The following is a 23,576-nucleotide window of genomic DNA, read 5'->3' as shown; positions in this document are numbered from 1 at the left end:
CCTTGTAAGGGTGGCGCTCTACCAACTGAGCTAAGCGACCTAAAAATTTAAAAATATCTGGCGACCCTTAGAGGATTTGAACCTCTGTTTCTACACAGAGAAAGTAGAGTCCTGAGCCACTAGACGAAAGGGTCATAAACCCAAAAATGGTGTCCTGCGTTGGATTCGAACCAACGGCCCCCTCATTAAAAGTGAGATGCTCTACCGACTGAGCTAGCAAGACATTTGCTTAAAAAAGAATTGAGATTATACAAAAAACATTATTACATGTCAAGAAACAAGAAAAATATCTAATATCTTCTACAATAAATGCTGATTATATAAGACTATTTCAAATTATAAAAAAGAATGGTGCGGATGAAAGGACTTGAAAAAATACGCCGCAGACTTATTAAGAATTATATAAGTTTATATATCCCTAGAATACGATATTTTAAGCTGATTATAACTTTTTTTAGAATTATAATCCTATCGCCAAATGGGTTACCCAGTGGGTTACCCAAAGCGGCGCAAAGGATTTTAAAAAGGACTCAAATGTCAATCAGTCTAAGCGAATACAAAAAGACGAAAATTCCAAATATATACGTGAGTAAAAATCATACGAATAAGTTTTTATTCAGAAAAAGAAGTAGCGACGGAAGGCGAGCTACCAAAGTAGTCGAAATAGCCGTAAGAGAAAAATGGACCGGGCGGGAATATTTACAAGAAGCTATGGCGGTTTTTGCAAAGTGGACAAAAGGCAAGGATATGGCGGCGTCTAACGTCTCCAGAATCCAGCCAAACATCAAAGTTAAGCAGCTTTGGGATTTATATATGGAAACTAGAGCCAAAACCAAAGCTACGACCGGACTAGCGGCGATGTTTAACAATCATATCAAAAACAGCTCGCTAGGCTCGCTGGCTATAGAAAAGGTAACGCTTGATCATATTCAAATTTTTTATAGCTCTATGCGAAGCAAAGGGCTATCACCAAAAACATACAATAAAACGATAAAAGAAATTTTACGCCCTATGTTTAAGTACGCGCTTATTCATAGGGCTCTAGCTTTCGAGCCGACGTTTGGTTTAAAATTGGACAAGATCGAGAAAAAATCAAAAGTCATCAATTGCTCTAATAAGCTTAGAAATTTATTTTTCGCTATTAACGAACTTTACGCCGACGACGTTTTTTACTGGACGCTTTTTGCCCTGATTTTTACGGGCAGGCGAAAGTCCGAAATTTTAAACTTAAAATGGAAAAACATAAATTTCGGTAACAACACGATGCTTTTAGAGAGAACGAAAAACTCCAACGACTATATCGTGGCTATCCCAAATTTTATAGCATCCAAACTATAAGAGATACCGAGGATGGCCGAGCTAGTGTTTGCCAGTCCCGTAAGCGGCGAGACGATAGTTAATCTCGACAGACAAGTTAAAAAAATCAGAGAACTTTCGGGTGTTGAAAATTTTCACCTGCATATGGCGAGAGATATAGTAGTCGGCGCTCTTGCGGAAGCTAGCGCGGATATCCATACGATGTCGGGCACTTTACTACACGAAGAACTAGCGACCCTACAACACTATCTAGGCGTCGATACTTACAAAGCGACCCAGAAAAGCTCGCAAGTAATAGAAAATTTAGTAGCTCCTAAAAGATTGGGACGGAAATGACGCCTGCAGCAAAATACCGGCAAGATATACGAGAAGTTAAATATATAAAATATGATATAATAAAATAAGCTCAAGGTAAGTTAAAAACCTTCAAAGGAGTTTTTAACCATGATCTTGCTGGCGCTCTTGAAAAGTAACGAGCGTAGCGAAGTTAAAAAATAAGTATATAAATAGCCCATTCCCTAATTTCAGAAAAGAAATTTTGTGAAATTCAAACAGATTGCACGGTTTGTGATATATACTCCATATAGCTAATTTATAAGGCAAACTGCACTTATGGAAACAACAAAAGTCATTGATAATAGTAAACAGAAGAAAGATAAATGAGATGGATTTAGGACAAGTATTTACAAGACTTCCAGTTGCAAGATACATGACATCACTCTTCTCTATAAATAAAGAGTCTAAAATCCTTGATCCTTGTTTTGGCGAAGGAGCTTTTCTCTCTGCTTTGGCAAATGATGGATGGAATCATATTTATGGATATGAAATAGACCCAGCCCTGTATGAAAAATGCAAAAATAAATATCAGAAACATAAATTAAAAAATGAAGATTTTCTGTCATCTAAGCAATGCAGCCAATATGACGGAGTTATTATTAACCCTCCATATGTTAGACAAGAAAAAATAAACGAATTGTCACAGCTTGGTGTCAGCAAAGATATCTTGTTAGCAAATTCCATTTTCTCATGTTTGCCAACAACCGCAAACCTATACATGTATTTCATCATAAAAGCAATTTCTGTTTTGAAAGAAAATGGTGAATTGATAGTAATATTTCCTGGAAGCTGGCTACTCGCAAAAAATGGTGATCGTTTTAGAGAAACTTTGTATAAAAGCTGTGTTGTTGATCGTCAAATAAACATCTCTGGTGATGTCTTTGAAAAGACTGCCCTTGTCGATGTTATTATCCTTAAATTAAGGAAAACACAAAGAGAACAGAAGTCGATTATTCCAGAGTATCTAAAATTAATAAATGATACTTTTGTACCCATTATTAGAGAAGCCAATAGTCTTCATATTAGCTTTGCTAAAAAGCTTAAGGATATTGGCAACATTCGTAGGGGCTTGACAACCGGATGCAATTCCATGTTTATTAATCCAGTTATTAATTGTGATGAGAAGTATACTAAAAACATTATATCATCACCAAAGCAAGTGAATGGATATACGACAGCAGGTTCGAAATATGATAAATTGCTCGTTGTTAGCCATGATGATTTTAATGAACCAAGTATAGATAATTACTTTGGCTCTTGGCAGGATAAGATTCTTAAAGATAAAAAACCAAAAACTCTGGTTAATAAAATTATTAAAGGTGATGAATGGTATAAGCTCAATCTTTTTGAATGCGATGGAATCATTTTTAGTTATTTTGTAAGAAATGATATGAAGTTTGTATTTAACAGATCTGGCAACATTGTTCGCGACAATTTTTATATTATCTATCCGATAATAGATGAATTTATATGTTTCGCACTACTAAATAACTACTATACATTTTATCAACTGGAATGCTATGGGAAAAAATATGGTGCTGGATTACTAAAATTGCAACGATATGACTTAGAAAACTTACAGATTCCCAATTTTTGTGACTTTTCAGAAGAGGATGCCTACATTCTAAGGGATTTGTCAAAGAAACTTATTAATAATGGTACGAAAAAAATCATATCGGGAATAACAAAGGTACTTTCTCAATATTCAGATATAGGTTTTGAAGAAATTTCAAACGAATACGAGAAACTAGTTACCAATAGATTAGAGAATGTATAAATGACAAATATTGTTAGTTTATTTTCTGGAGGGGGTGGATTGGATTTAGGCTTTATTAATGCAGGCTATAAAATCTTATGGGCTATTGATAATAACGAAAATGCAGTAAAAACATATAAAAAAAATATCGGTACTCACATCAAATGTGCTGATATAATTAAAGAAGAATTAAATGATATTCCTCGTGCAGACGTTATTATTGGTGGACCGCCATGTCAATCATTTTCTCTTGCAGGAATGAGAAATATAGAAGATGTCAGAGGGCAACTTATTTGGCAATATATGAAAATTCTAAAAAAAGTTCAGCCTAAAGCCTTCGTTTTTGAAAATGTAACTGGACTTTTATCTGCAAAAAATAAAAGTGGAGAAAAAATTGTAGATCAGCTTAGGACGGCATTTAGGGAAATTGGATATAATGTGGAAATGCAGGTTATGAACGCAGCAGATTATGGCGTGCCTCAAAAAAGACGGAGGGTTATCATTGTTGGACTTAAAAAAGGAAATTTTATTTTCCCTGCACCGACTCACGGAGATCTCAGTGAGGGCTTGATTCCCTATATAAGTGTTAGACAGGCTTTAGATGATTTAGGAGTACCTGTATATGATGAAAATGGGGTTGCAGAATATAAATATCCACCACAAAATGAATATCAGAAAGTAATGCGTTCAAAAGATTTAGTAACGGAACATTTCATGCCAAGAATGAGCGAATTAGACAAATATATATGCTCACATGTCAAACCTGGCGGAAATTATAATGATATTCCAAAGGATGTTCCATCTAAAAGGATCAAAAGATTACAGCGAGAAGGAGGACATACTACTTGTTATGGTCGCATGTTACCTGATGAACCATCATATACTATTAACACATATTTCAATCGACCGAATGTTGGATGTAATATCCACTATAGTCAGGATAGATTGATAACAGTGAGAGAAGCGTTACGGTTACAATCTTTCCCGGATTCATATCAGATTATTTCTAGTAGCAAACAAGGAAGAAATTTGATTGTTGGAAATGCCGTTCCACCGTTACTCGCTGAGGTGATTGCAAGAGAATTAAAAAAATATTTGTGAGGAAAGTTTATGATTAATTACAACGATTCAGAAGTGGGTGTATATCATCCTATATGTGAAAACGCCCTTAATAATGCGCTTAGACTTCTTGGACAGGAGAGAAATTATAGAGTTGTGCACCATCGATATACTGGCTCTTTAGAGATGGATTTTGTTATTGAAAATATCACAACTCACAAATATCTTTGTGTCATTGAGGTTAAAAGAACACCTGCAGCGGTTAACAGCACTAGGCATCAATTTCAGGCAATGTCATATGTTCAGAGTAATGTAGGTATAACGGAGAAACCGTATTATATTCTAACTAATCTCGAAAGAGCTATTTTGTTTAGATATGATAGTGCGAGACAACGCACTTATCAACAGATGCTTCAGCCAGGACTTTCGATTATAGGTGATTTTCAATCTTTTAATAACGAAAATGCTCTTTGTGATGCCCTTTCAATCTATTTTAAAGATACGATTGACGCTATATTAGCGGATAATTATAGCTATTTTTTGACTTTAGATGATTTTGTTGCTGAAATTGAACCAATCAGATGCGATTATTCAAAATGGAAAAGTAATCTTGCTTTAATGCTGTACGAATATATTCGAGGGTCGTTCCAATATGTTGGAAGGAACGATCTTCATGACATTCGCGTTTTTCGTGGAAATATTCAGCAAATATGCAATGAGGGTAGTCGTGTTGATTTCGCTGGGATTTTTAATTATTGCACTACATTATTTGACCCTACGGTTACTGTCGAAAATACTCTGCTTACTGAACTTTTTAATTATGGCAATCAAAATGTAACGGGAGACTCAATAGCCGACACTTTGCACCAGATAGTATCAGCAGGTCATGAGCATGAGGGAGAGGTTCCTACCGATTTAGAGTTGGCTAAGATTGTTGCAATCCTTGCACATAGTGTTAGCGGAGATTTGGACATAAGTGATTGTATATGCGATCCCGCCGCAGGAAGTGGAAATCTGATTAGTTCGGCAATTTCAGTATATAATCTCAGGTCAAATCAGATAATTGCTAATGATGCTAATAAACAGCTTTTAGAACTCCTCTCTTTAAGACTTGGATTGAATTTTGCCAGTAGTATAAATGTTAATGTTGCACCTAATATTACATGTCATAATATTTCGAATTTGGATTCCACATATTTTTTAAATACTAAAGTTTTATTAGTAAATCCCCCATTTGTTGCAGGGGTATATTGTATCCCCCGTAAGCAATCTCTTTATCAAGCAATAAGAAGAATTACAGGAGAGGAAGCAATAACTAATGTTGGACAGATGCCATTAGAAGCGGTGTTTCTGGAGCTGCTGACCGAATTATTACCTAAAGAGACTACTATCGCTTGTGTTTTCCCGAAGACGCATTTGATTGCTCGCGGAAATGAAGCAGTTATAATTCGCAGATTGCTTATGTTCAAATTCGGATTAAAAAAGATTTTTATCTATCCAGGTGTAGGAATTTTTGAGGATGTTACAAAAGATACTTGTGTGCTTGTCGGCTCTATAAAAAGATTGAATGAAAATATTGATATAATAACAAGCATGGATAATATTCCCGATATTGATGCGGATACTTTTAAGGTTGCGTTGAGTAGAAATCTTGCTAATTATTTTACAACAATTATTCCTGGAATAGAGGGAAAGACAGTTAACAGAACAACTCTCATTAATAGCATAGAAGATGGCTGGCGAGAATTTAATATAGATATGATAGATTCAATATCCTTTGTTCAAGCAGAATTGGCATCATCTCCCAAATTGATTCAAATGGATACCTATAATTTCCCAGTGAAAAGAGGGGGAGCAGGAAATAATGGAGGAAGTGATTTGCTTTTCTTAGACTCTAATCCTTCACTTTTTAATAGTTACCGAAAGCGTGTGAAGTTAGGATTGGGGTTGCGTAATGCACGCATTGATACTGTGGATATACAAGAGGGAGATAGTAAAATTTTAGATTCTTCGATAAATTCTTCGGCGATTATTGATTCAATTTTAAGAGACTATGTATCTTTACCAATTAATATAGGTAGGCAGACGAGAAATTCAAAAAATATTATAGAGTGGAAACGCATTCTAGACCGCGAAAGCAGGGGGGCTTTTCCAGGAAACACGGTATTAATTCCTCGTGCTATAAGAACCAAAGGAAGAGCATATTATTCTAAAAACCGTGTGTTTGTTTCCACTAATTTTGTTGTATGCAGTATGGCTAATATTGAACAGGCAATTCTACTATCAACATGGATGACTACTATATTCTATCAACTAATATGTGAAGTTTCTTCGAAGGATGAGGTGGGAATGAGAAAGATGGAGGTGAAAGATATTCTCACCACATTAGTTCCAAACTTCGATACTCTCTCTGACACGTTGTATACAAAGATTCAAGCTGAGTTGCCAAACATTTCATTTTTAGAACTTAAAAATCCTATTATAAGAGGCATAGATCACATTTGGGCTACAGAGTTATTTGGGGAAGATGCTGATGATAAGTTGAATGAAGCATCAAGGCTTCTTGCATTTTTAGCAAATAGACGTGATATATAACTATTCTAAATAAGAGTCCCATCATATTCTACTAAAATTAACAAGAGGTCTCATGCGTAGCAAAACTTAGTCGCAACCAAAAATTCACTTAAGTTCCATTGAGCCCAAAATTTGTATCCGACTTCAATATAAATTCTTGCGGGTTATTATTGAAACGCAATAAACCGTTGTTATAGCTTTTAAGATAATAAATCTTTGTATAAAATTTAGCTATAGTGGTTGCATGATACCATTAATTGCATACCTTCCAAACTTAACCCTTATATCGTCTAGGTTTTTGGTTTGAGGCTAGCCCCCTTGGTTGCCGTAAAGACGCAAGAGCTTAAATATATGAGTCATGTTAGCGGAAATTTTAGGAGGCAGGGCTTTAAAATCTTCAGCTACTCGACCGTCCAAAAATGTAATTTCCCATAAACTTTATCCTTTGGACTGATTATATCATAAAAGATATTAAGCTTTTTTGTAAATTTGCCTAAGCATCCGACCGCTCCTCTGGCACCACAAAACAAAAAACAGTAAATTATCTTTTGGCGAACCGGCTTTTTGCTGGACTTAAGGCTTGTTACATAGTAGGATGGATGCAAAATTTTGTAAAAAGGGAAAAAATGCAAATAAATCCTTGTCAAAAAAAGTTTATAACCCCTGTGGAATTTGAAGCTCTCTTTAGTATCGGTACGGATGCCCAATCTATTTGGAGATCAAAAGGCATCTTGCCTTATATAAAGCTGGGTGGTAGAAAAGTTCTATACGATAGAGAAAAGATAGAAAAATGGATAGCCAAACACGAAGTGACTGGAGATCAAAATCTATGCGTTTTAGACGCCGAGCTTGTATAGTCCGATCTGTAAAATATGAAAATAAACGGCTACGAGATCGTAATTAACGTTTTATCCGATAATTTAACTCCGCAAGAGGCCATCGGTAGGATGGCTCACAACTTAAGAGAACCCAAGCAAGCCAAGAAAATTCAGTATCTAAAAAGAAGCTCAAAAAACAACAAGTACTATATACAAAACCAGTACGGTGCCCTAGTAGACGTATCTCAAACGCAAACGACGCATGAGGATATCGACAAAATAATACAAGAGAAACTGTCTAAATTTAAGGCCGATTATGAAAAGCAAAAGATAACCGATAAAAATGGAAAAGCAAAAAAGCGAGCTTGGCAAAAGAAGATGACGCCTTTTACCGAAATTTTACTTACTTTCGGTACGCAAAGACCCAAAGAAGCCAAAGAGGGGCTAAACAAAGATGAATCCGCTTTTATCAATGGTTTAGATATGCTTCCTAGGGTTATGGGCTTCATTAACGGTTATTGTAATAAATACGGCGTAGAGTGCATCTCTGCCTGCGAGCATAACGACGAAAAGACCAAACATTGGCAGATAATTTTTGAAAACTACGATTATGCCAATCACACTTGCATTAGGAGAAATAAAACGCAGATGTCCAAATACGGCAAGGAACTGCAAGATATGGGCGCAGATGCGTTTAGGAATATCGCTGTAAGAGGCGTAAGAGGTAGCGAGGCTACTCACAAGAATCTAAAACAAATACATAAAACAGAGATCTTTTATGAAAACGAAAAAGCGTTAAAAAATGAAATAGATTCCAGCGTTCAAGAGTACGTCAATGAAAATTTTGAGAAGGTAAACCCACTAATAGGCGAGTCGTACTATAAAATATCCAAGGACGGCATGAGCGAGTTCACAAAAACCATTAGCGAAGTGATCTATGATGCTGCCGAAGAAAATATTACGATACTTCAAGCCTCTGAATTAAAAGAGCAGATAGACGAGCTAGAAAAACAACTGGTTGACAAGGGCAAAGCACTCGAACAGGTAAGAGATCTAGAATCAAAAAATAAAGCCTTACTAAAAGAAAAATCGGACCTAGAGGAGTTAAGCGAAGCTCTTAAAGATAAAGATATCGTCATCTCGCAACAAACCGAAATAGATAAACTAAAACAATCACTAGAACAAAAAGATGCCATGATAACAAAGCTTGAAAATCAGGCATTGGTCAGTGAAGAAGTAGTAAATCAAGCAAAAGCAAGCAAAGATGAACTTGTAAGACTAAAGAACATAGAAACCCAAAAGACAAATATTATGACACAAAAAGAACGCATTGAAAAAGAAAAAGCCGAACTAGAAACACAAATTAAAATACATAAGGAGCAAGCCGATAAAGTAGAAGTCCTAAATAAAAAACGAGAAAAAACGCTTTACAAACTAAAGAATGCCACAAAAGTCAACAGAGCGATGCAAAAAGACAAACAGGAGCTGGAAGAAGAAAACAAAAGACTAAAAGAGGAAAATGCTTTACTTAAAGCCTTTAAAGATAAAATCGTAAATTTCTTTAAGAGCATAGCAAACAAAATTCCGATCATAAAGGAGTTTATTGAAGATAAAGCTCCTGAGATCAAAGAGGATGTATTTAGAAGACATGATGTCGTGATGGGGATGAGCTGAGGCGATATACCTAAAAAGGTTTAGCATCCAAAACTAATTTAAAAAATGATAGATAAAAAACTTGATTAGAATTTAGTATGAATCTGCTTTCGCTTTTCCTCAAAATTTAACTATAATTCATAAAAAATTAATCTAAAATACCAAATTTAACCGCTCAAATTTGATCCCTGTTTTGTCCGGTTTAGCGCTTGTTTGCTCTTTATTTTTTCTTAAATATTTTGATATATAATTCACCTAATCATTATCAATATTAAGGAGAAAATTTTGAACGCACAGTGCAAATTTATAGGCTTATCTATCTGCCTTGCTTGCTCGCTCTACGCAGTCGATGCGAACCTCGGCTAGGTGACCGCCTACGGCAAGGCAGACCTATCCACGACCGAGGGAACGGGATCGTATACGACGGGAAATATGAGTACCGCAACCGGACTAAATCTAAGCATACGCGAGACGCCCCAGTCGGTATCCGTCGTCTCAAATCAGCTCATAAAAGATCTAAACCTAAAAGACGTAGACACTGCGATGAACTACGCTAACGGCATCACGCTCTACCGCGATAGCGGGCGCGACCGTATCGTCTCCAGGGGATTTAACATCGACAATATCCAAGAAGACGGCGTCGCATCCTCGGTCTCGATCACGGCTCAAGGCACGCTCGGATTTTCAAAAGAATTTACCGATCTTGAGTTTTACGACCGCGTCGAGGTGCTACGCGGCGTAGCGGGGCTTACGCAGAGCAACGGCGAGCCCGGCGGCACAGTAAATCTAGTCCGCAAACGCCCAGGCGACGAGCTTGGTATAAATTTGGGCCTAAGTATGGGCAGCTGGAATAATTATAGAGGCTCGTTTGACGTAACCGACGCGCTAAACACAGACGGCACGATTCGTGGCAGGCTAATTGGCATCCTAAACAAAACAGGCTCGTTTAAAAATCACAAAAACGGTCACCGAGAGGCACTGGGCAGTATGTTTGAGTTTGATCTAACCGATAAAACGATGCTAACTACGGGCCTCATCTGGCAAAGAACGATCGGCGTCTACGATATCTACGGCGTGCCGGCTAGCGATGCCGGCGGCAATCTTTTAAATTTGAGCCGCAAAAGCTACTTCGGCTCGAGCTGGGACAAAAGCGAATACGAGAAATTTAACGCCTTTACCGAGCTTTCGCACCAGCTTAGCGACGATACGAAAATCTACGCTAAACTAAACTACACCAAGAGCGAAGGAATGTTTAAATTCGGCGCGATGGGCGGCACAAACCCTTACAACGTCGCGATTCCAAGACCGACGCATAACGTGAGATTTAGAAAATATGATAACGAATCGGACGAGGTAAATTTGCAAATCGGTGCAGACGGCAAATATGAGCTTTTTGGACGCAAGCACGAGTTTTTCGTAAACGGATCGCTCTCTCGCGAGAAATTTACCCGCCACGACAAATGGGCGCCAAACGCCAGCCTAAGCTCACTGGGCATAGGGCTATATAACTGGAACGGTAGCGCCATAGCCGAGCCAAACTGGGGCGGTAGTAGCATCACCGACGATGATCTATACACGACTAAAATTTACCAGCGCGCCTTTGGTATCGGTACGAGATATAATTTTACCGATGATTGGCACTTGCTAGTAGGGGGGGTAGATTTACCGGCGTAAAATACGACAGACACTACGCCGATCTTAAAAACGGCACGAGCCGCCAGACTCTAGACCTCACGAAAGACCACTTCGCGCCTTATGCGGGGCTAACGTGGGATTTTGCTAAAAATCACAGCTGGTACGTGAGCTACGCGGAGATATTTAAGCCTCAAAGCGCGACCGATAGAAACAAAAACGTCCTCGATCCCGTCGTAGGATATAACGTCGAAACCGGCGTAAAATCAGAGTACTTTGACGGCGCACTAAATACGGCGATCGCGCTGTTTCAAGTCGTACAAGAAAACAGATCCATCCAAGACCCGACCGACATGAGATATAATATCGCCGAAGGCAAGGTGCGAAGCCGCGGCCTAGACCTCGAGATCTCGGGCGCGCTAACGGATAGATGGAACCTATTTGCCGGCTATACGTTTAACAAAAGCATCTATATGAAAAGCGAGAAAAAGATATCTACGAACGTAAACTACGACAAGGGTACAAACGCAAAATCTTACATACCTAAGCATTTGTTTAAAATTTACACCAGCTACGAGATTCCTTTTTCAAGCAGCCAAAAGCTGAGCTTCGGTACCGGAGCGAGATGGCAGAGCGCGACTTCGGGCTTTTATCAAAACGTAGCCTACGTGGTGCCGGTGCAAAAAGCCTATGCGCTTTGGGACGCTAACGTAAACTACTTTTTTAATAAAAATTTCAGCCTCGGACTCGCGGTCAAAAACATAACCGACAAAAAATATTTTATGCACACCCAAAACAGAACTGCCGGCATGAACAACTTCTACGGCGATCCGCGAAATTTCACGCTGACGTTTAACTATACGTATTAAAGAGCTTTGCGAGATTAAATTTGCGTAAATTTCAGCTTTTTCGAAGCGGTAAATAAACATACCGCTTCGCGCTTTAAATTTGAACAAAGCAGGCTAAATTTAGGCTAAAATTTGCGCCGCATAAAAATCCCTGGACGTAAATTTATCGCTCGTAGCAGAGCATAAAACCAAACAAAAAGGCTAAATTTGCAGATTTTAAAGAAATTTTTCATCATCGCGGGCTAGTTTTGGACGGGCAAGCGCTCGCTAACGGCGTGGGTGATGCTGGCTGTGACGCTGGGAGCTAGCCTAGCCATCGTCAAGGTAGCGACGCTAATGAATGCTTGGGATAAAAAATTTTATGACGCGATCGAAAAATTTGAAAAAGATCTCATGCTCCCGCTTGTGGGCGAATTTCTCGTTTATACCGCCATTATCATGCTTTTTATCGTGATCGGAAACTGGTTTAAAAAGCTACTCGTGATCTCGTGGCGCGAGAGCCTAAGCGAAGAGATGGAAAATATATGGCTAAAAAACGCAAATTTCTACCGCTTATCCGCGGCCGCGGGCTTTGATAACCCGGACCAACGTATCGCAGAGGACAGCCTCCTGCTCGCCGATAAAAGCGTAAATCTCGTAAAATCCCTAGTCTACAACCTCTCTAAGCTTTTTGCTTTCACGTTTATCCTCTGGGAGGCGTCAAAGGTCTTGCATTTTAACGCGTTTGGCTGCGAGTTCGCGCTAGAGGGCTTTTTGGTCTACGTCGCGCTCGTTTATACGATCATTAGCTCGCTAATCACGCACCTCATAGGCCGCAGTCTAAAGTGCCTAAACTACGAAAAACAGCAGGTCGAGGCCGACTACCGCGCAAATCTGCTCATCACACGCGAAAATGCCGAAGCAGTCGCGCTGATGAATAGTGCCGGCGCTGAAAAATCGCGCTTTCGAGCAAGTTTTGGCGAGGTAGTGCGCAACTGGCGCGTCATCATGAATACCGAGTTTCGCCTAGAGTGCTTTTCGGTTAGCTACTTAAAAATCACGAATCTAATCCCCATTTTCGCCTGTTTGCCGCTTTATTTCGCGCGGGTGATGACGTTTGGCAACATGATGCGGGCGCGCTCGGCGTTTTATAGCGTGCAGGACGGCTTTGCGTGGTTTATGGACTATTATAAACAGATCATGGAGTGGGCCGCGAGCGTGGAGCGCGTGTATAAATTTGTCGAGATCGCGCAGGCAGCGGACTCTAAGGCCAAATTTGGCGCTAAATTTAGCGGTCAAAACAGTAGCCTTGACAGAGCGAACGAATCCGCCCAAGTAACGGCGGAAAATTTGACGCAGGATAAATTTAAGAGCGTTAAATTTGACGAGAACTGCGAACAAAACGAGCTAAAATGCTCAAATTTGCAAATTTTTACTCCAAACGGCGAGAAGCTGGTTTGCAGGCTAAATTTAAGCGTAAAAAGCGGCGAATGGACGCTACTACGCGGAGCTAGCGGAACCGGCAAAAGCAGCGTGTTTAGGTATATCGCCGGCATCTGGGATCACGGCTCGGGCGAGGTTTGCGTACCGCGTGGGACGATGAGCGTGCCACAAAAGCCGTTTTTAGCGCGTATGAGCCTAAGGCGGCTTATCGCGTATCCTAGTGATTTGCAAGGCGCAGAGGCCGATTTTGAAGGGATTTTACGGCGCGTACGGCTAGAGAAATTTATCCCCGAGCTAGACGAAGTCAAAGACTGGGGCAAGATTTTAAGCGGAGGCGAGGCGCAAAGGCTTGCGTTTGCGAGGGTTTATTTCGCGCAGCCTGCGTTTTTACTGCTTGACGAGGCGACATCGGCGCTTGATAGCGCACTAGCAAACGAGCTCCTTGCTAATCTAAAGCACGACTTTCCGAGTCTTGGCGTGCTGATGATTACGCACCAAGAGGAGCTTAAATTTATTTTTGATAAGGTTGTCGATATCGGATACGGCGAGTGAAAATATAGCTTTTTATAAATTTTGCTAAAATTCCAAAACCAAGGAGACACAATGAGCAGGATATATGAAATTTGCAAATACTTGGACGCTAAATTTATTGCAAACGGCAAGATACAAGGCGACATCAAAGAGCTTTTTATCTACCGAGCAAGCGCGCCACCCAAGTTTTTTAAAAAATTATTTGCTTTCGTTGCTCACCCCTCAATAAAATTTCGCATTCTCTACCAATTATCCGTGCGTCAAATATAACAATAATATTAAATTAAAAACAAATAGACCATTTTTGATTTAATATTATTATGCCGATTACTATAAAAATCAGCCGTTTGATTTATCCAAAATTAAGCTGATTTTTATAATAGCCGCTAGACTATTTGCTCGTCCAGCTAGGACCTTACTGCACTATCCTTTTTGGATAGTGCTAAGTAAGTTTTAGCACTATAGTGCTAAAACTCGTTTTTAAATGCCAATTTGTATAAAAATAAGATTCTATATCCGGAGCGAATTTTACAGAGTACATGTCATATTTTTAGAAACATATACTTTTATATTTTTCTATGTCTTTGCGAAAAAGTAAATATTTTAAAGAAATAAATAATATAGCAGTTTTTAAAAATGAAGTTAAAAATAAAGAGTGGTTGTTTTGGGTTACCTATTGGGTTACCTTTTGAAATCTTAAGTCTTAAAATATCGTATTTTAGGGAGTTTTGGATGGTGCGGATGAAAGGACTTGAACCTTCACGCCGTGGGGCACCAGATCCTAAGTCTGGCGTGTCTGCCAATTTCACCACATCCGCACAACAATAATAAAGTGGTACGCCCATCAGGATTCGAACCTGAGGCCTACGGCTTAGAAGGCCGTTGCTCTATCCAGCTGAGCTATGAGCGCATAAAGTATTTTAAGTGGCGCGCCCGATAGGAGTCGAACCCATAACCTACAGATCCGAAGTCTGTCGCTCTATCCAATTGAGCTACGAGCGCCCAAAATGGGGTGAGTGATGGGAATCGAACCCACGACCCTCAGGACCACAATCTGATGCTCTAACCGACTGAGCTACACTCACCATTTAACATGGTCGGGGTGAAAGGATTCGAACCTTCGGCCCTCTGGTCCCAAACCAGATGCGCTAACCAGACTGCGCTACACCCCGCCTGAGTCGTGTTTGTAAGTTTATGCCACTACCTCATTAAAAAGTCGTATTTTAACTTGTTTTTTTTATAAAGTCAATTAAAAAACACTTAAATTAATAGAAATTATATATAAAAGATAATTCAACCAAAAATATTAAGTAATACTTCACAAAATACATAATTTTTTATACAAGCCAACTTTTTATACTTCTCTATTTTACTACCTAGCTATAAAGTATGTCCTTTATTTCACGGATTTTTAAGTAGCTTGACACGAATATTTTACACTGATATTACAACAAAACAAACATCGATCTACTATCTATTATGCATTTTATGCTTATCAAAATTTTACCTTCAAATTTCAACAGATTTATCTTTTCGGGCTAGAATTTTTTGATTAACATTTTATCCATCATATCATTAGCTTTTTCATCATCGTAAAAAATATTATTTAGCTAACACTTTCTTTTTAGCATAGATATTTATACTTTCCACTGCCAATGAAAATGCCATCGCAAAATAGATATATCCCTTTGGAATATGAAATCCTAATCCTTCAGCAACTAGTGTCATGCCCACAAGCACCAAAAATGCAAGTGCTAAAATTTTTATAGTCGGGTTATTATCTACAAAATTAGAAATACCTTTCGACGCTACCATCATTACACCAACCGCTAAAATAACAGCTATGATCATTATCTCTATATGCTCAGCCATTCCGACAGCTGTGATAACACTATCAAGTGAAAAAACAATATCCAAAACAGCTATCTCGCTTACGATAATCAAGAAATTTGCATGTGATTTTTTGCTATTTTTATGCTCTTCACTTTCGCCAGAAACACTAGAATGTATTTCAAGGGTTGATTTTACAAGTAAAAATAGACCGCCTAATATAAGCACCAAATCTCGGCCACTTATGCTAAATTCTGCGATAGTAAAGAGTGGCTTTGTTAGCTTCATGATCCAAAACAATGAAAGTAAAAGTAAAATTCTAGTCACCATAGCTAGCCCTAAGCCAACAATCCTACCACTGCCGCGCTGCTGCGGAGGTAGTTTACCTACCAAAATAGCGATAAATATAATGTTATCTATGCCTAAAACTATCTCTAAGCCAGTTAACGTAAGTAGTGATATCCACGCTTCTGGCGAACTAAACCATTCAAACATTTGCTTCCTTTGTTAAAATTTTTATTATGCTCTCAGGCAAAATTTCATGCTCTATCGCATGGATTTTGCTCTCCCAATCCTCTAAGCTCATACCATCTTCTCTTTCAAACGCTCTTTGAGCGATGAGTTTACCTCCATCAAGCTCCTCGCTCACGTAGTGCACGCTAACTCCGCCAAGCATCATGTCACTCTCAAAGCTATCTTTTATCGCATGAGCGCCCTTAAAAAGTGGCAATATGGAAGGATGTAAATTTATGGCTTTTATCTGTGATGTAAAAACAGGAGTTAATATCCTCATAAATCCAGCAAGCACCGTTAGTTCAGCGCCGCTTTTTAAAATTTGCTCCACAACTGCAGCGTCAAATTCTTCTCTATTTGCAAATTTGGCACTCTCTATTATCGTCGTATCAAGCCCAAATTTCTTAGCTCGCTCGATGCCATATGCACCAGGTTTATTGCAAATACAAAGGCAAACTTCGATTTTTATGCCATTAAAAATTTGATTATGAACTTTTTTAAGTATCGCTTCTAAATTTGAGCCACTACCGCTAAAAAGCACGGCTATCTTTTTCGTAAGCATTTTACTCCTTTTATAATGTCTGTTGGCTCGAGCGCGTAGCTATTTTTTTTGAAATTTTTAAGGCTTAGTGCATGAGCTAGTGTAGCCGAGATGGCAGCATCCAGTGGCTCGTAGCCTTGAGCTAAAAGAGCAAGCACAAGTCCGCTTAGCACGTCACCACTGCCACCTTTTGCAAGTATATTTTTACCATAAGGCATGATATAAATTTGTCCGTCTTTAGCGATTATCGTATTTGTGCCTTTAAGTACTAGCACAGCCTTAAATTTCTCGCTCCAAGTCTTAGCATAAGCAAATCTATTTTCTTGTAATGTTTTTATATCGATATCTGCTATATTACAAAGATTTAAAAGTGAACAAAACTCCTTTGGATGGGGCGTTAAAACACAGTTTTCATTTAGCAGATCAAGCACTTTTGCACTGTAAAAGATATCAGCGTCAAGCACTAGCTTTTTGCTCTTTAAAATTTGCGTATCAAGCTCTTCTATGCCCTTTTTGCCAAGCCCCATGCCAACGGCTCCAGCGTTCATTTTATCGCTTATCTTACTTGCTTGCATGATCTGCGTTGGTAAATTTAAGCCCTGCTCGCCTATCACGCTAACTAGCCCAGTCCCAAAGGCAAATGCTGCCTTTGCGCAAAGTTTGCTAGCTCCTATGTGCTCGCCAGATACAATAAATGCGTGGCCAAAGTCGCCCTTATTTACACACTGATTTTTTCTATTTGGAAGTATAAGGTCGCATTTTTCAAGCAGGTAATAGTCACTCTCGCATTCGTAGTTTTGCGCGCTTATGCCAAGATCAGCGACCTTTATCTTGCCAACAAAGTCTTTTGCCGCGTCGCTATAAAGAGCTAGCTTTCTAGCTCCCATCGTGATCGTAGTATCTGCTTTTACGCAAGCGCCAAGCACCTTGCCCTCGCTACTTAGTCCACTTGACATATCGCAAGCGATGGTATAGGCAGTGCTGGCGTTTATTTTTGAGATGAGCTCTATTTGCTTTTCGTCTAAATTTCTATTTAGCCCTGAGCCAAAAAGCCCGTCTATGACGCATTTTGCACCATTTAAGCTATTTTCTACATCTTTACTCTCACACACGCCAGCAGATTTAGCTCGCTCAAGCTGCTTAATGGCTAGTGGCTTTAAATTCTGACTAGCTAAGATAAATTCGCATTCAAACTCGCCCTCTAACATCCTTAAAGCACAAAGCACGTCAGCACCGTTATTCCCGCCACCGCAAACGCCAAGCACCCTCTCGCCTTTTTTAAATTTTTTACGGATGAAATTTGCTATGCCGGCGGCGGCGTTTTCCATTAAAATTTCTTCACTGAGGTCAAATTTCTCGCTCGCTCTCTCGTCTAAAACTCTTGTATCTAAATATAAATTTTTCATCTTTATGCCCTAAAACTAAGCGCCTCTAAGATGTGGGGCTTTAAAATTTGCTCGCTCTCATCAAGATCAGCGATACTTCTAGCCACTCTAAGTGTCCTTTTTATGCCTCTTTGAGAAAGATTGTACCTCGAGGCTGCCTTTTGTAAAATTTCTCTTGCTTCATTATCCAGTAGACAAAATTTTTCTACTTGTGCGTCATTTAGCTTGCCATTTAGCTCATCTTGATCGCGCTTTTTTTGAAAGATAAACGCCTTTAAAACCATATCGCTCATCTGCTGTGAGCTCAAACTCGCCTTGTCACCTGGCGAACTCTCGTCCATAGCAACTTTTAAGTCAATGCGGTCGAGCACTGGAGCTGAAATTCTTGATTTATAGTTTTTTATCTCATTTTCACTGCATTTGCAATTTAGATTGCGAGAGAATAAATTTCCACAAGGACATGGATTTTGAGCGGCTACGAAGATAAATTTAGTCTCGTAAGTCACTTTTGAATTCACTCTTGCGATGTGGATTTGATTATCCTCTAGTGGCTCTCTAAGGCTCTCGATCACTTGTTTAGAAAAGTGTGGAAATTCATCAAAAAATAGCACTCCACCATTTGCAAGTGCGATTTCACCGATCTTTGCGACATTTGAGCCTCTGTAAGATTCAATAAAAGTTGCGAATGAATAAAAGCGATTGAGAAATGCATTATGTAAAATCATTGCCCTATTTTCAGTTAAATTAATACTATTTTACTATTTTTTAAAATTAAAAACAAGCTACTAGAAATTCAATAAAAGTTGCGAATAGTTCAATAAAAGTTGCTAAAATATTATAAAAATTCAATAAAAGTTGCTAAAAAGTTTTAAAGGCGGTATAATACATGTATAGTATTTTAAAAAATATAATTGAGATATAGAAAACAATTAATTTCACTAGGTCCAAAGTAAATTAATAAAAAGGTAGCTATGTCAGTACGAAAAATTCCAAAAAACTATCGCTCATCCACCGGAATATTTCAGAGTTTGAAAAACAAGTCGCCTATCTCCTATGAATCTTTGCTCGAAAGAGACTTTTACTTACTTTTAGAATTTAATCATGAAGTTCAATCCTATGAAGAACAACCGCTTACAACACAATATGCCTATAGAAATTCAATTTACAGATATACCCCTGATTGTCTAGTACAATACTATCCAAATTTTAATAAGCTTCCATGCGTATTTGAAATCAAATTTAGCGAAGAACTTAAAGAAAAGAAAGTTTTTCTAGATGCAAAATTCTTTCAAATTGAACAATATCTGTATGAAAATGATATGAATTTTAAAATATTTACAGAACTCGATATAGATCCAATATATCTTGAGAATGCAAAACTAATCTACACATATGCTAATCTTCAGAGCACCAATGCGGTCAAAGACACATTTAACTTGTGTAAAAAATATTCAGGAAAAACACTTGCATATATTTTAAACCAAATTAGCGACAATAGACTAAGACAAGCAGAATTTATTCCCTATATTTGGTATTTAGTTTTTTCTTCAAAGCTCAAAATAGATATGTATAAGCCTATAAATTTTAATACTCCAATAAGGATCTGCGATGAATAAGGTGCAATATGCTATAGGCATGCATATTTTTTATAACAATGTAGAATATATAGTTGTTAGACAAATTAACTTTCAAGAAATCATGGCACAGAATATTTCAACTGGAGAAAAAGCTATTCTCCCTATTCAAGAAATGACAAAAGAGTCTCAAATTTCCAATCAAGAAGATAATCAACAAGACATCAACCCCTTAGAACTAAGTTCAAATGACTGGGACGAAGCCAACAAAAGACTAGAAATTATAAAGCCTATCTTGGGTGTAGTTACCAATAGAATTAAGGCCATCAAGCAAAGGGCTGCTGAATATAACTTGCACCCAAGTACAATTTATAGGTGGCTTGAAGCATACAAAAACTCAGGCAATCTTCTAGCTTCTATAGCCCCAAAAAATCAAGCCAAGGGAGGCAGAGGACGTCTTAGAACAGTTGAAGAGGTGGAATTGATAATTAAAAAAACAATTGAGGAGCTATATCTCTCGAAACAGAAATATTCATCAAAAAAGACATATATGGCGATAGTCCAAAGATGTAAAAATGCAAAAATTAAGCCGCCTAGCGAAAACACGGTACGCTCCAGAATCCAGTTGCTGTCGGACAAGGAAGTTCTTAAACGAAGAGAAAGCGCTAGAATGGCCGACAGAAAATATAGAAATACAGATGGTATGTTTCCAGCAGGAAAATATCCGCTTGATTTTATACAAATCGACCATACCCCAATGGATATTATTGTTGTAGATGAAGTGTACGGACAGCCTATAGGAAGACCATATTTGACCATAGCGATGGATATTTATAGTAGAATGGTCATGGGGTTTTTTATAAGCCTAGATGAACCTAGTTATTTTTCAGTCTCACAATGCCTTACACAAGCAATGCTATCAAAAGAGAAATATTTAAGAAGCCTAGAAGTCGATGGCGAATGGAATATTTGGGGGATTCCTAAAACAATAGGACTCGATAATGCGGCAGAATTTAGAGGAAAGGATTTGCAAAGGGTTTGTGAGCACTACGGCATAGAGTTAAATTGGAGACCTGTTGCAAGACCGCAGTTTGGTGGTCACATAGAAAGGATTATAGGTACCGCTATGAGAGAAGTACACACTCTGCCTGGCACCACTTTTTCAAATATTCAGCAAAGAGGAGAATATAAATCCGAAAAATATGCCACTATGACGCTCAAGTCTCTTGAAAAATGGCTTACCGAATACATCATAAATGTTTACCACAAACAGATACATAGCGGCATAAATTGTACTCCAGAGCATAAATACGAGATAGGAATATTCGGCGATGGCAAAACATCCTTGGGTAGAGGCCTGCCTGAAAGAATTGCTGATGAAGATAAATTTAAAATTTCGCTACTACCTACTATTGAACGCACAATCCAGCAATCTGGAATTAAAATAGATAGCATTCAATACTATGCAGATGCCTTAAGAAGATGGATTAGAGCCAAAGATAAAGACAAGAAAGCTAGAAAATTTATTTTCAAAAGAGACCTAAGAGATATAAGTACAATTTGGTTTTATGATCCTGAAATAAAGGAGTATTATCCAATTCCTTTTAGGAATATATCCTATCCTCCAATATCAGTCTGGGATTTAAGGGCTATCAAAAAATATCTTGACGACAACAATGTAACTGGATACGATGAAGTGACTATCTTTTCGGCATATGAAAAAATGAAACAAATCGAAAAAGATTCTGCGCAAAAAGTAAAAAGTATAAGAAGGAAGCACTCCGCACAAAAACATAGAGATACGAAAAGGAAATTTGATAATATACCAAAGACTAAATCTAAGTCAAATGCCTCATCTGATGCTGAAAATGACATATCTTTATCTGATTTATATAAAGATGTTGAGCCTTTCGATGATATAGAGATTTTATAAAGGCAACAACCTATGGAAAACCAACATTTAATTCAACAAGCACAAGATGCATTATTGCTTACAGATGAAGAAAGAATTGCTTTTATGTTAAACGAGAAGTGGTTTTTATACCCAATTGCCAAAGAAATTCTAAAAGAATTAGAATTTCATCTTAAGCATCCTAAAAAAAATAGAATGAAAGGCAGGCTTATTGTTGGCGGAACCAACAACGGAAAAACGTCTATCGTAAATAAATTTATTAGAAGCCATATGCCATATGATGATGAAAATGTCAAAATAACGCCAGTAGTAGCGGTGAGTGCGCCCGAAAGTTCCAATCCATCAGACCTATATGGAAGTATTTTACACAAGCTAGGGGTACCATATAAAAACACAGACAGAGCTACAAAAAAGAAAGAAAAGGTTGAGGGAATATTTTTACTATGTCGCACTAATATGCTTATAATCGATGAAATACACAATATTATAGTGGCACCCGTACAAAAACAAAAAGCCTTTATGGTGGCATTAAAAAATCTTAGCAACGAGTTAATGATACCCATCATATTGGTAGGCACTGCCGATGCACTACATGCTATAAATACAGATTCGCAAATAAGTAATCGATTTCCGCCACTGGTTGTACCAAAATGGAAATACGATAGATCTTTTTTATCCTTACTGGCAAGCATAGAAAAAACTCTCCCTCTAAGAAAACAATCAAATATGGCCACCTCAAAAGAGATATCAAATTATATTTTAGACTACTCTGAAGGGTATATAGGAGAAATTATAGATTTAATAAACTTAGCTGCTCAATATGCCATAGAACAAAAAATTGAAAGCATTACCATGGAAACACTTAAAAAATCTAATTTTGTGCGCCCTTCTATGAGAAAAAATATTACTGATTTTATAGAAATATGATAAGCCATGTTACTAGATTTATAAATTTAAACGATAGGGACTTTGTGATTCATCCAAAGCCTCAAGACGACGAATTACTATCGTCATGGCTAGTAAGAGTAGCTCTAGCAAACGATGCAGCAGCTACATCTTTTACTAACATGCATTTTAGAGAATATGCAAGAAATATTATCTGGCAAAGGGATTTGGATATATGGTGTCCTCAAGATCTTATGAAGCGACTCTCGGAAAAAAGTCATTTATCAAAGGAGCAAATTCTAGATATGACATTAAAAAGCTATGAAGGAAAACTACAAGAACATATTAATGGTAGAACCAGAACTCGCTTTGTACAGCCCCTTGGGAACTATTGCCATATAAAAAGAAATGGCGGATTAAGATTTTGTCCCAAATGCCTAAAGGAGGATATAGTACCCTACTTTAGAAAGACATGGAGACTTTCTTTTTATACAGCATGTATCAAGCACGACTGTTTTCTGCACAGCAGATGTCCTACATGTGGCTCTCCACTAGTAATTTATAAGCATTACAACGAAAGAGACTTTACTTTTTGCTATAAATGTGGCACCGATCTTAAAACGGCACCTGCTCATACTATAAATAAACTTTCTTACGGGCTTAAAGCAGTAGAATGTTTGCTACAAATACTAAGTGAGGGCTACGGTATAAAATTCGGAAAAAAAGTAGCGTCAATCGATTTTTTTCATTTTTTAAAACAGATTAATAAAATGATTTATTTATGGAGAAAAACAGATGGCGTATTTGAGCACGAAATATTAGGAGATGTCATAAAATTTAATACTACAACTAAAAATAAATGCTATGAGGACTTTATAACCATAGAAGAACAGTATCTACTGTATTCCGGCTCTTGTTTTTTGATTCAATCAGATTCAAATTTTAAAGATTTTATTCAAAATAATCACATATTGCAGTGTCATATATATA

At 37.9% G+C, this 23,576-nt stretch carries 15 protein-coding genes, 7 tRNA genes and 2 pseudogenes; 13 read left to right on the top strand and 11 right to left on the bottom strand.

Annotated features, from left to right (window positions below; genetic code table 11):
* Positions 1-58: 58 nt before the first annotated feature.
* Positions 59-134: transfer RNA gene (locus F3G66_RS09040), tRNA-Glu, on the bottom strand.
* A 13-nt stretch (positions 135-147) separates the two neighbouring features.
* Positions 148-223 (bottom strand) — tRNA-Lys (locus F3G66_RS09035).
* A 125-nt stretch (positions 224-348) separates the two neighbouring features.
* Here F3G66_RS09035 and F3G66_RS09845 point away from each other — a divergent pair.
* The 9 genes and pseudogenes from F3G66_RS09845 to F3G66_RS08990 all read left to right on the top strand — a co-directional run bounded on the left by F3G66_RS09845 (position 349) and on the right by F3G66_RS08990 (position 13,967).
* Positions 349-1,653 (top strand): annotated as a pseudogene (locus F3G66_RS09845) (tyrosine-type recombinase/integrase).
* 328 nt (positions 1,654-1,981) lie between these two features.
* The gene (locus F3G66_RS09020; RefSeq protein WP_149707852.1) at positions 1,982-3,430 is read left to right on the top strand and encodes an HsdM family class I SAM-dependent methyltransferase; all 1,449 of its coding nucleotides are present in this window, start codon (positions 1,982-1,984) and stop codon (positions 3,428-3,430) included.
* Positions 3,431-4,510: a DNA cytosine methyltransferase gene (locus F3G66_RS09015; RefSeq protein WP_149707851.1), complete on the top strand. Its 1,080-nt coding sequence runs from the start codon at positions 3,431-3,433 to the stop codon at positions 4,508-4,510.
* Positions 4,511-4,519: 9 nt separating this feature from the next.
* Positions 4,520-7,063 (top strand): BpuSI family type II restriction endonuclease, encoded by a 2,544-nt coding sequence (locus F3G66_RS09010; protein WP_149707850.1) that lies wholly within the window; start codon positions 4,520-4,522, stop codon positions 7,061-7,063.
* A gap of 605 nt (positions 7,064-7,668) precedes the next feature.
* Positions 7,669-7,899, top strand: a complete 231-nt coding sequence (locus F3G66_RS09005; RefSeq protein ID WP_149707849.1) for a helix-turn-helix transcriptional regulator — start codon at positions 7,669-7,671, stop codon at positions 7,897-7,899.
* A gap of 15 nt (positions 7,900-7,914) precedes the next feature.
* Entirely contained in the window at positions 7,915-9,534 is a 1,620-nt protein-coding gene (locus F3G66_RS09000; RefSeq protein WP_149707848.1) for a coiled-coil domain-containing protein, read from the top strand.
* 345 nt (positions 9,535-9,879) lie between these two features.
* A complete protein-coding gene (locus tag F3G66_RS09685; protein ID WP_223154264.1) occupies positions 9,880-11,187 on the top strand; it encodes a TonB-dependent siderophore receptor in 1,308 nt (435 codons plus the stop codon).
* Entirely contained in the window at positions 11,148-12,014 is an 867-nt protein-coding gene (locus F3G66_RS09680) for a TonB-dependent siderophore receptor (RefSeq protein ID WP_223154263.1), read from the top strand. The genes F3G66_RS09685 and F3G66_RS09680 overlap by 40 nt, the downstream gene beginning before the upstream one ends.
* Before the next feature lie 261 nt (positions 12,015-12,275).
* Positions 12,276-13,967, top strand: coding sequence for an ABC transporter ATP-binding protein/permease (locus F3G66_RS08990; protein ID WP_262483393.1), 1,692 nt, complete (start codon positions 12,276-12,278; stop codon positions 13,965-13,967).
* 712 nt (positions 13,968-14,679) lie between these two features.
* On the opposite strand, the gene F3G66_RS08980 is transcribed toward F3G66_RS08990, so the two are convergent.
* The 9 genes and pseudogenes from F3G66_RS08980 to F3G66_RS08940 form a co-directional block, all read right to left on the bottom strand.
* A tRNA-Leu gene (locus F3G66_RS08980) sits at positions 14,680-14,764 on the bottom strand.
* Between the two features lie 15 nt (positions 14,765-14,779).
* Positions 14,780-14,856 (bottom strand) — tRNA-Arg (locus tag F3G66_RS08975).
* Between the two features lie 15 nt (positions 14,857-14,871).
* A tRNA-Arg gene (locus tag F3G66_RS08970) sits at positions 14,872-14,948 on the bottom strand.
* Positions 14,949-14,954: 6 nt separating this feature from the next.
* Positions 14,955-15,031: transfer RNA gene (locus tag F3G66_RS08965), tRNA-His, on the bottom strand.
* 9 nt (positions 15,032-15,040) lie between these two features.
* Positions 15,041-15,118, bottom strand: a tRNA-Pro gene (locus tag F3G66_RS08960).
* A 430-nt stretch (positions 15,119-15,548) separates the two neighbouring features.
* Positions 15,549-16,271, bottom strand: a complete 723-nt coding sequence (locus F3G66_RS08955; RefSeq protein ID WP_149707847.1) for a TerC family protein — start codon at positions 16,269-16,271, stop codon at positions 15,549-15,551.
* Entirely contained in the window at positions 16,264-16,851 is a 588-nt protein-coding gene (purN, locus tag F3G66_RS08950) for a phosphoribosylglycinamide formyltransferase (RefSeq protein WP_149707846.1), read from the bottom strand. The genes F3G66_RS08955 and purN overlap by 8 nt, the downstream gene beginning before the upstream one ends.
* On the bottom strand, positions 16,833-18,236 hold the full coding sequence (locus tag F3G66_RS08945) for an NAD(P)H-hydrate dehydratase (protein WP_149707845.1): 1,404 nt from the start codon (positions 18,234-18,236) through the stop codon (positions 16,833-16,835). Before F3G66_RS08945 ends, purN begins: the two co-directional genes overlap by 19 nt.
* A gap of 2 nt (positions 18,237-18,238) precedes the next feature.
* A pseudogene (locus F3G66_RS08940) lies at positions 18,239-18,874 on the bottom strand (ATP-binding protein); the annotation flags it as partial.
* Between the two features lie 312 nt (positions 18,875-19,186).
* Here F3G66_RS08940 and F3G66_RS08935 point away from each other — a divergent pair.
* From F3G66_RS08935 to F3G66_RS08920, 4 genes are all read left to right on the top strand, one after another.
* Entirely contained in the window at positions 19,187-19,831 is a 645-nt protein-coding gene (locus tag F3G66_RS08935) for a TnsA endonuclease N-terminal domain-containing protein (protein ID WP_107691781.1), read from the top strand.
* Complete coding sequence (locus tag F3G66_RS08930; RefSeq protein ID WP_149703828.1) at positions 19,824-21,722, top strand: Mu transposase C-terminal domain-containing protein; 1,899 nt, start codon at positions 19,824-19,826, stop codon at positions 21,720-21,722. The genes F3G66_RS08935 and F3G66_RS08930 overlap by 8 nt, the downstream gene beginning before the upstream one ends.
* 12 nt (positions 21,723-21,734) lie before the next feature.
* On the top strand, positions 21,735-22,628 hold the full coding sequence (locus tag F3G66_RS08925) for a TniB family NTP-binding protein (protein WP_103559943.1): 894 nt from the start codon (positions 21,735-21,737) through the stop codon (positions 22,626-22,628).
* 44 nt (positions 22,629-22,672) lie between these two features.
* A partial coding sequence (locus F3G66_RS08920; RefSeq protein ID WP_188115855.1) for a TniQ family protein occupies positions 22,673-23,576 on the top strand: 904 nt, incomplete at its 3' end.

The sequence above is a fragment of the Campylobacter concisus genome, assembly GCF_902460665.1.
In the GTDB taxonomy this organism is placed as follows: domain Bacteria; phylum Campylobacterota; class Campylobacteria; order Campylobacterales; family Campylobacteraceae; genus Campylobacter_A; species Campylobacter_A concisus_AL.
Note: the sequence above shows the minus strand (reverse complement) of the source record. Positions and strands in the feature narration are given on the sequence as shown.

Bases quoted from the DNA above. Each gene is read 5' to 3' on its own strand.
- F3G66_RS08925 (WP_103559943.1), top strand. From the start codon at position 21,735: ATGGAAAACCAACATTTAATTCAACAAGCACAAGATGCATTATTGCTT.
- purN (WP_149707846.1), bottom strand. From the start codon at position 16,851: ATGCTTACGAAAAAGATAGCCGTGCTTTTTAGCGGTAGTGGCTCAAAT.
- F3G66_RS09010 (WP_149707850.1), top strand. From the start codon at position 4,520: ATGATTAATTACAACGATTCAGAAGTGGGTGTATATCATCCTATATGT.
- F3G66_RS08930 (WP_149703828.1), top strand. From the start codon at position 19,824: ATGAATAAGGTGCAATATGCTATAGGCATGCATATTTTTTATAACAAT.
- F3G66_RS08990 (WP_262483393.1), top strand. From the start codon at position 12,276: ATGCTGGCTGTGACGCTGGGAGCTAGCCTAGCCATCGTCAAGGTAGCG.
- F3G66_RS08935 (WP_107691781.1), top strand. From the start codon at position 19,187: ATGTCAGTACGAAAAATTCCAAAAAACTATCGCTCATCCACCGGAATA.
- F3G66_RS08945 (WP_149707845.1), bottom strand. From the start codon at position 18,236: ATGAAAAATTTATATTTAGATACAAGAGTTTTAGACGAGAGAGCGAGC.
- F3G66_RS09020 (WP_149707852.1), top strand. From the start codon at position 1,982: ATGGATTTAGGACAAGTATTTACAAGACTTCCAGTTGCAAGATACATG.
- F3G66_RS08955 (WP_149707847.1), bottom strand. From the start codon at position 16,271: ATGTTTGAATGGTTTAGTTCGCCAGAAGCGTGGATATCACTACTTACG.
- F3G66_RS09000 (WP_149707848.1), top strand. From the start codon at position 7,915: ATGAAAATAAACGGCTACGAGATCGTAATTAACGTTTTATCCGATAAT.
- F3G66_RS09015 (WP_149707851.1), top strand. From the start codon at position 3,431: ATGACAAATATTGTTAGTTTATTTTCTGGAGGGGGTGGATTGGATTTA.
- F3G66_RS09005 (WP_149707849.1), top strand. From the start codon at position 7,669: ATGCAAATAAATCCTTGTCAAAAAAAGTTTATAACCCCTGTGGAATTT.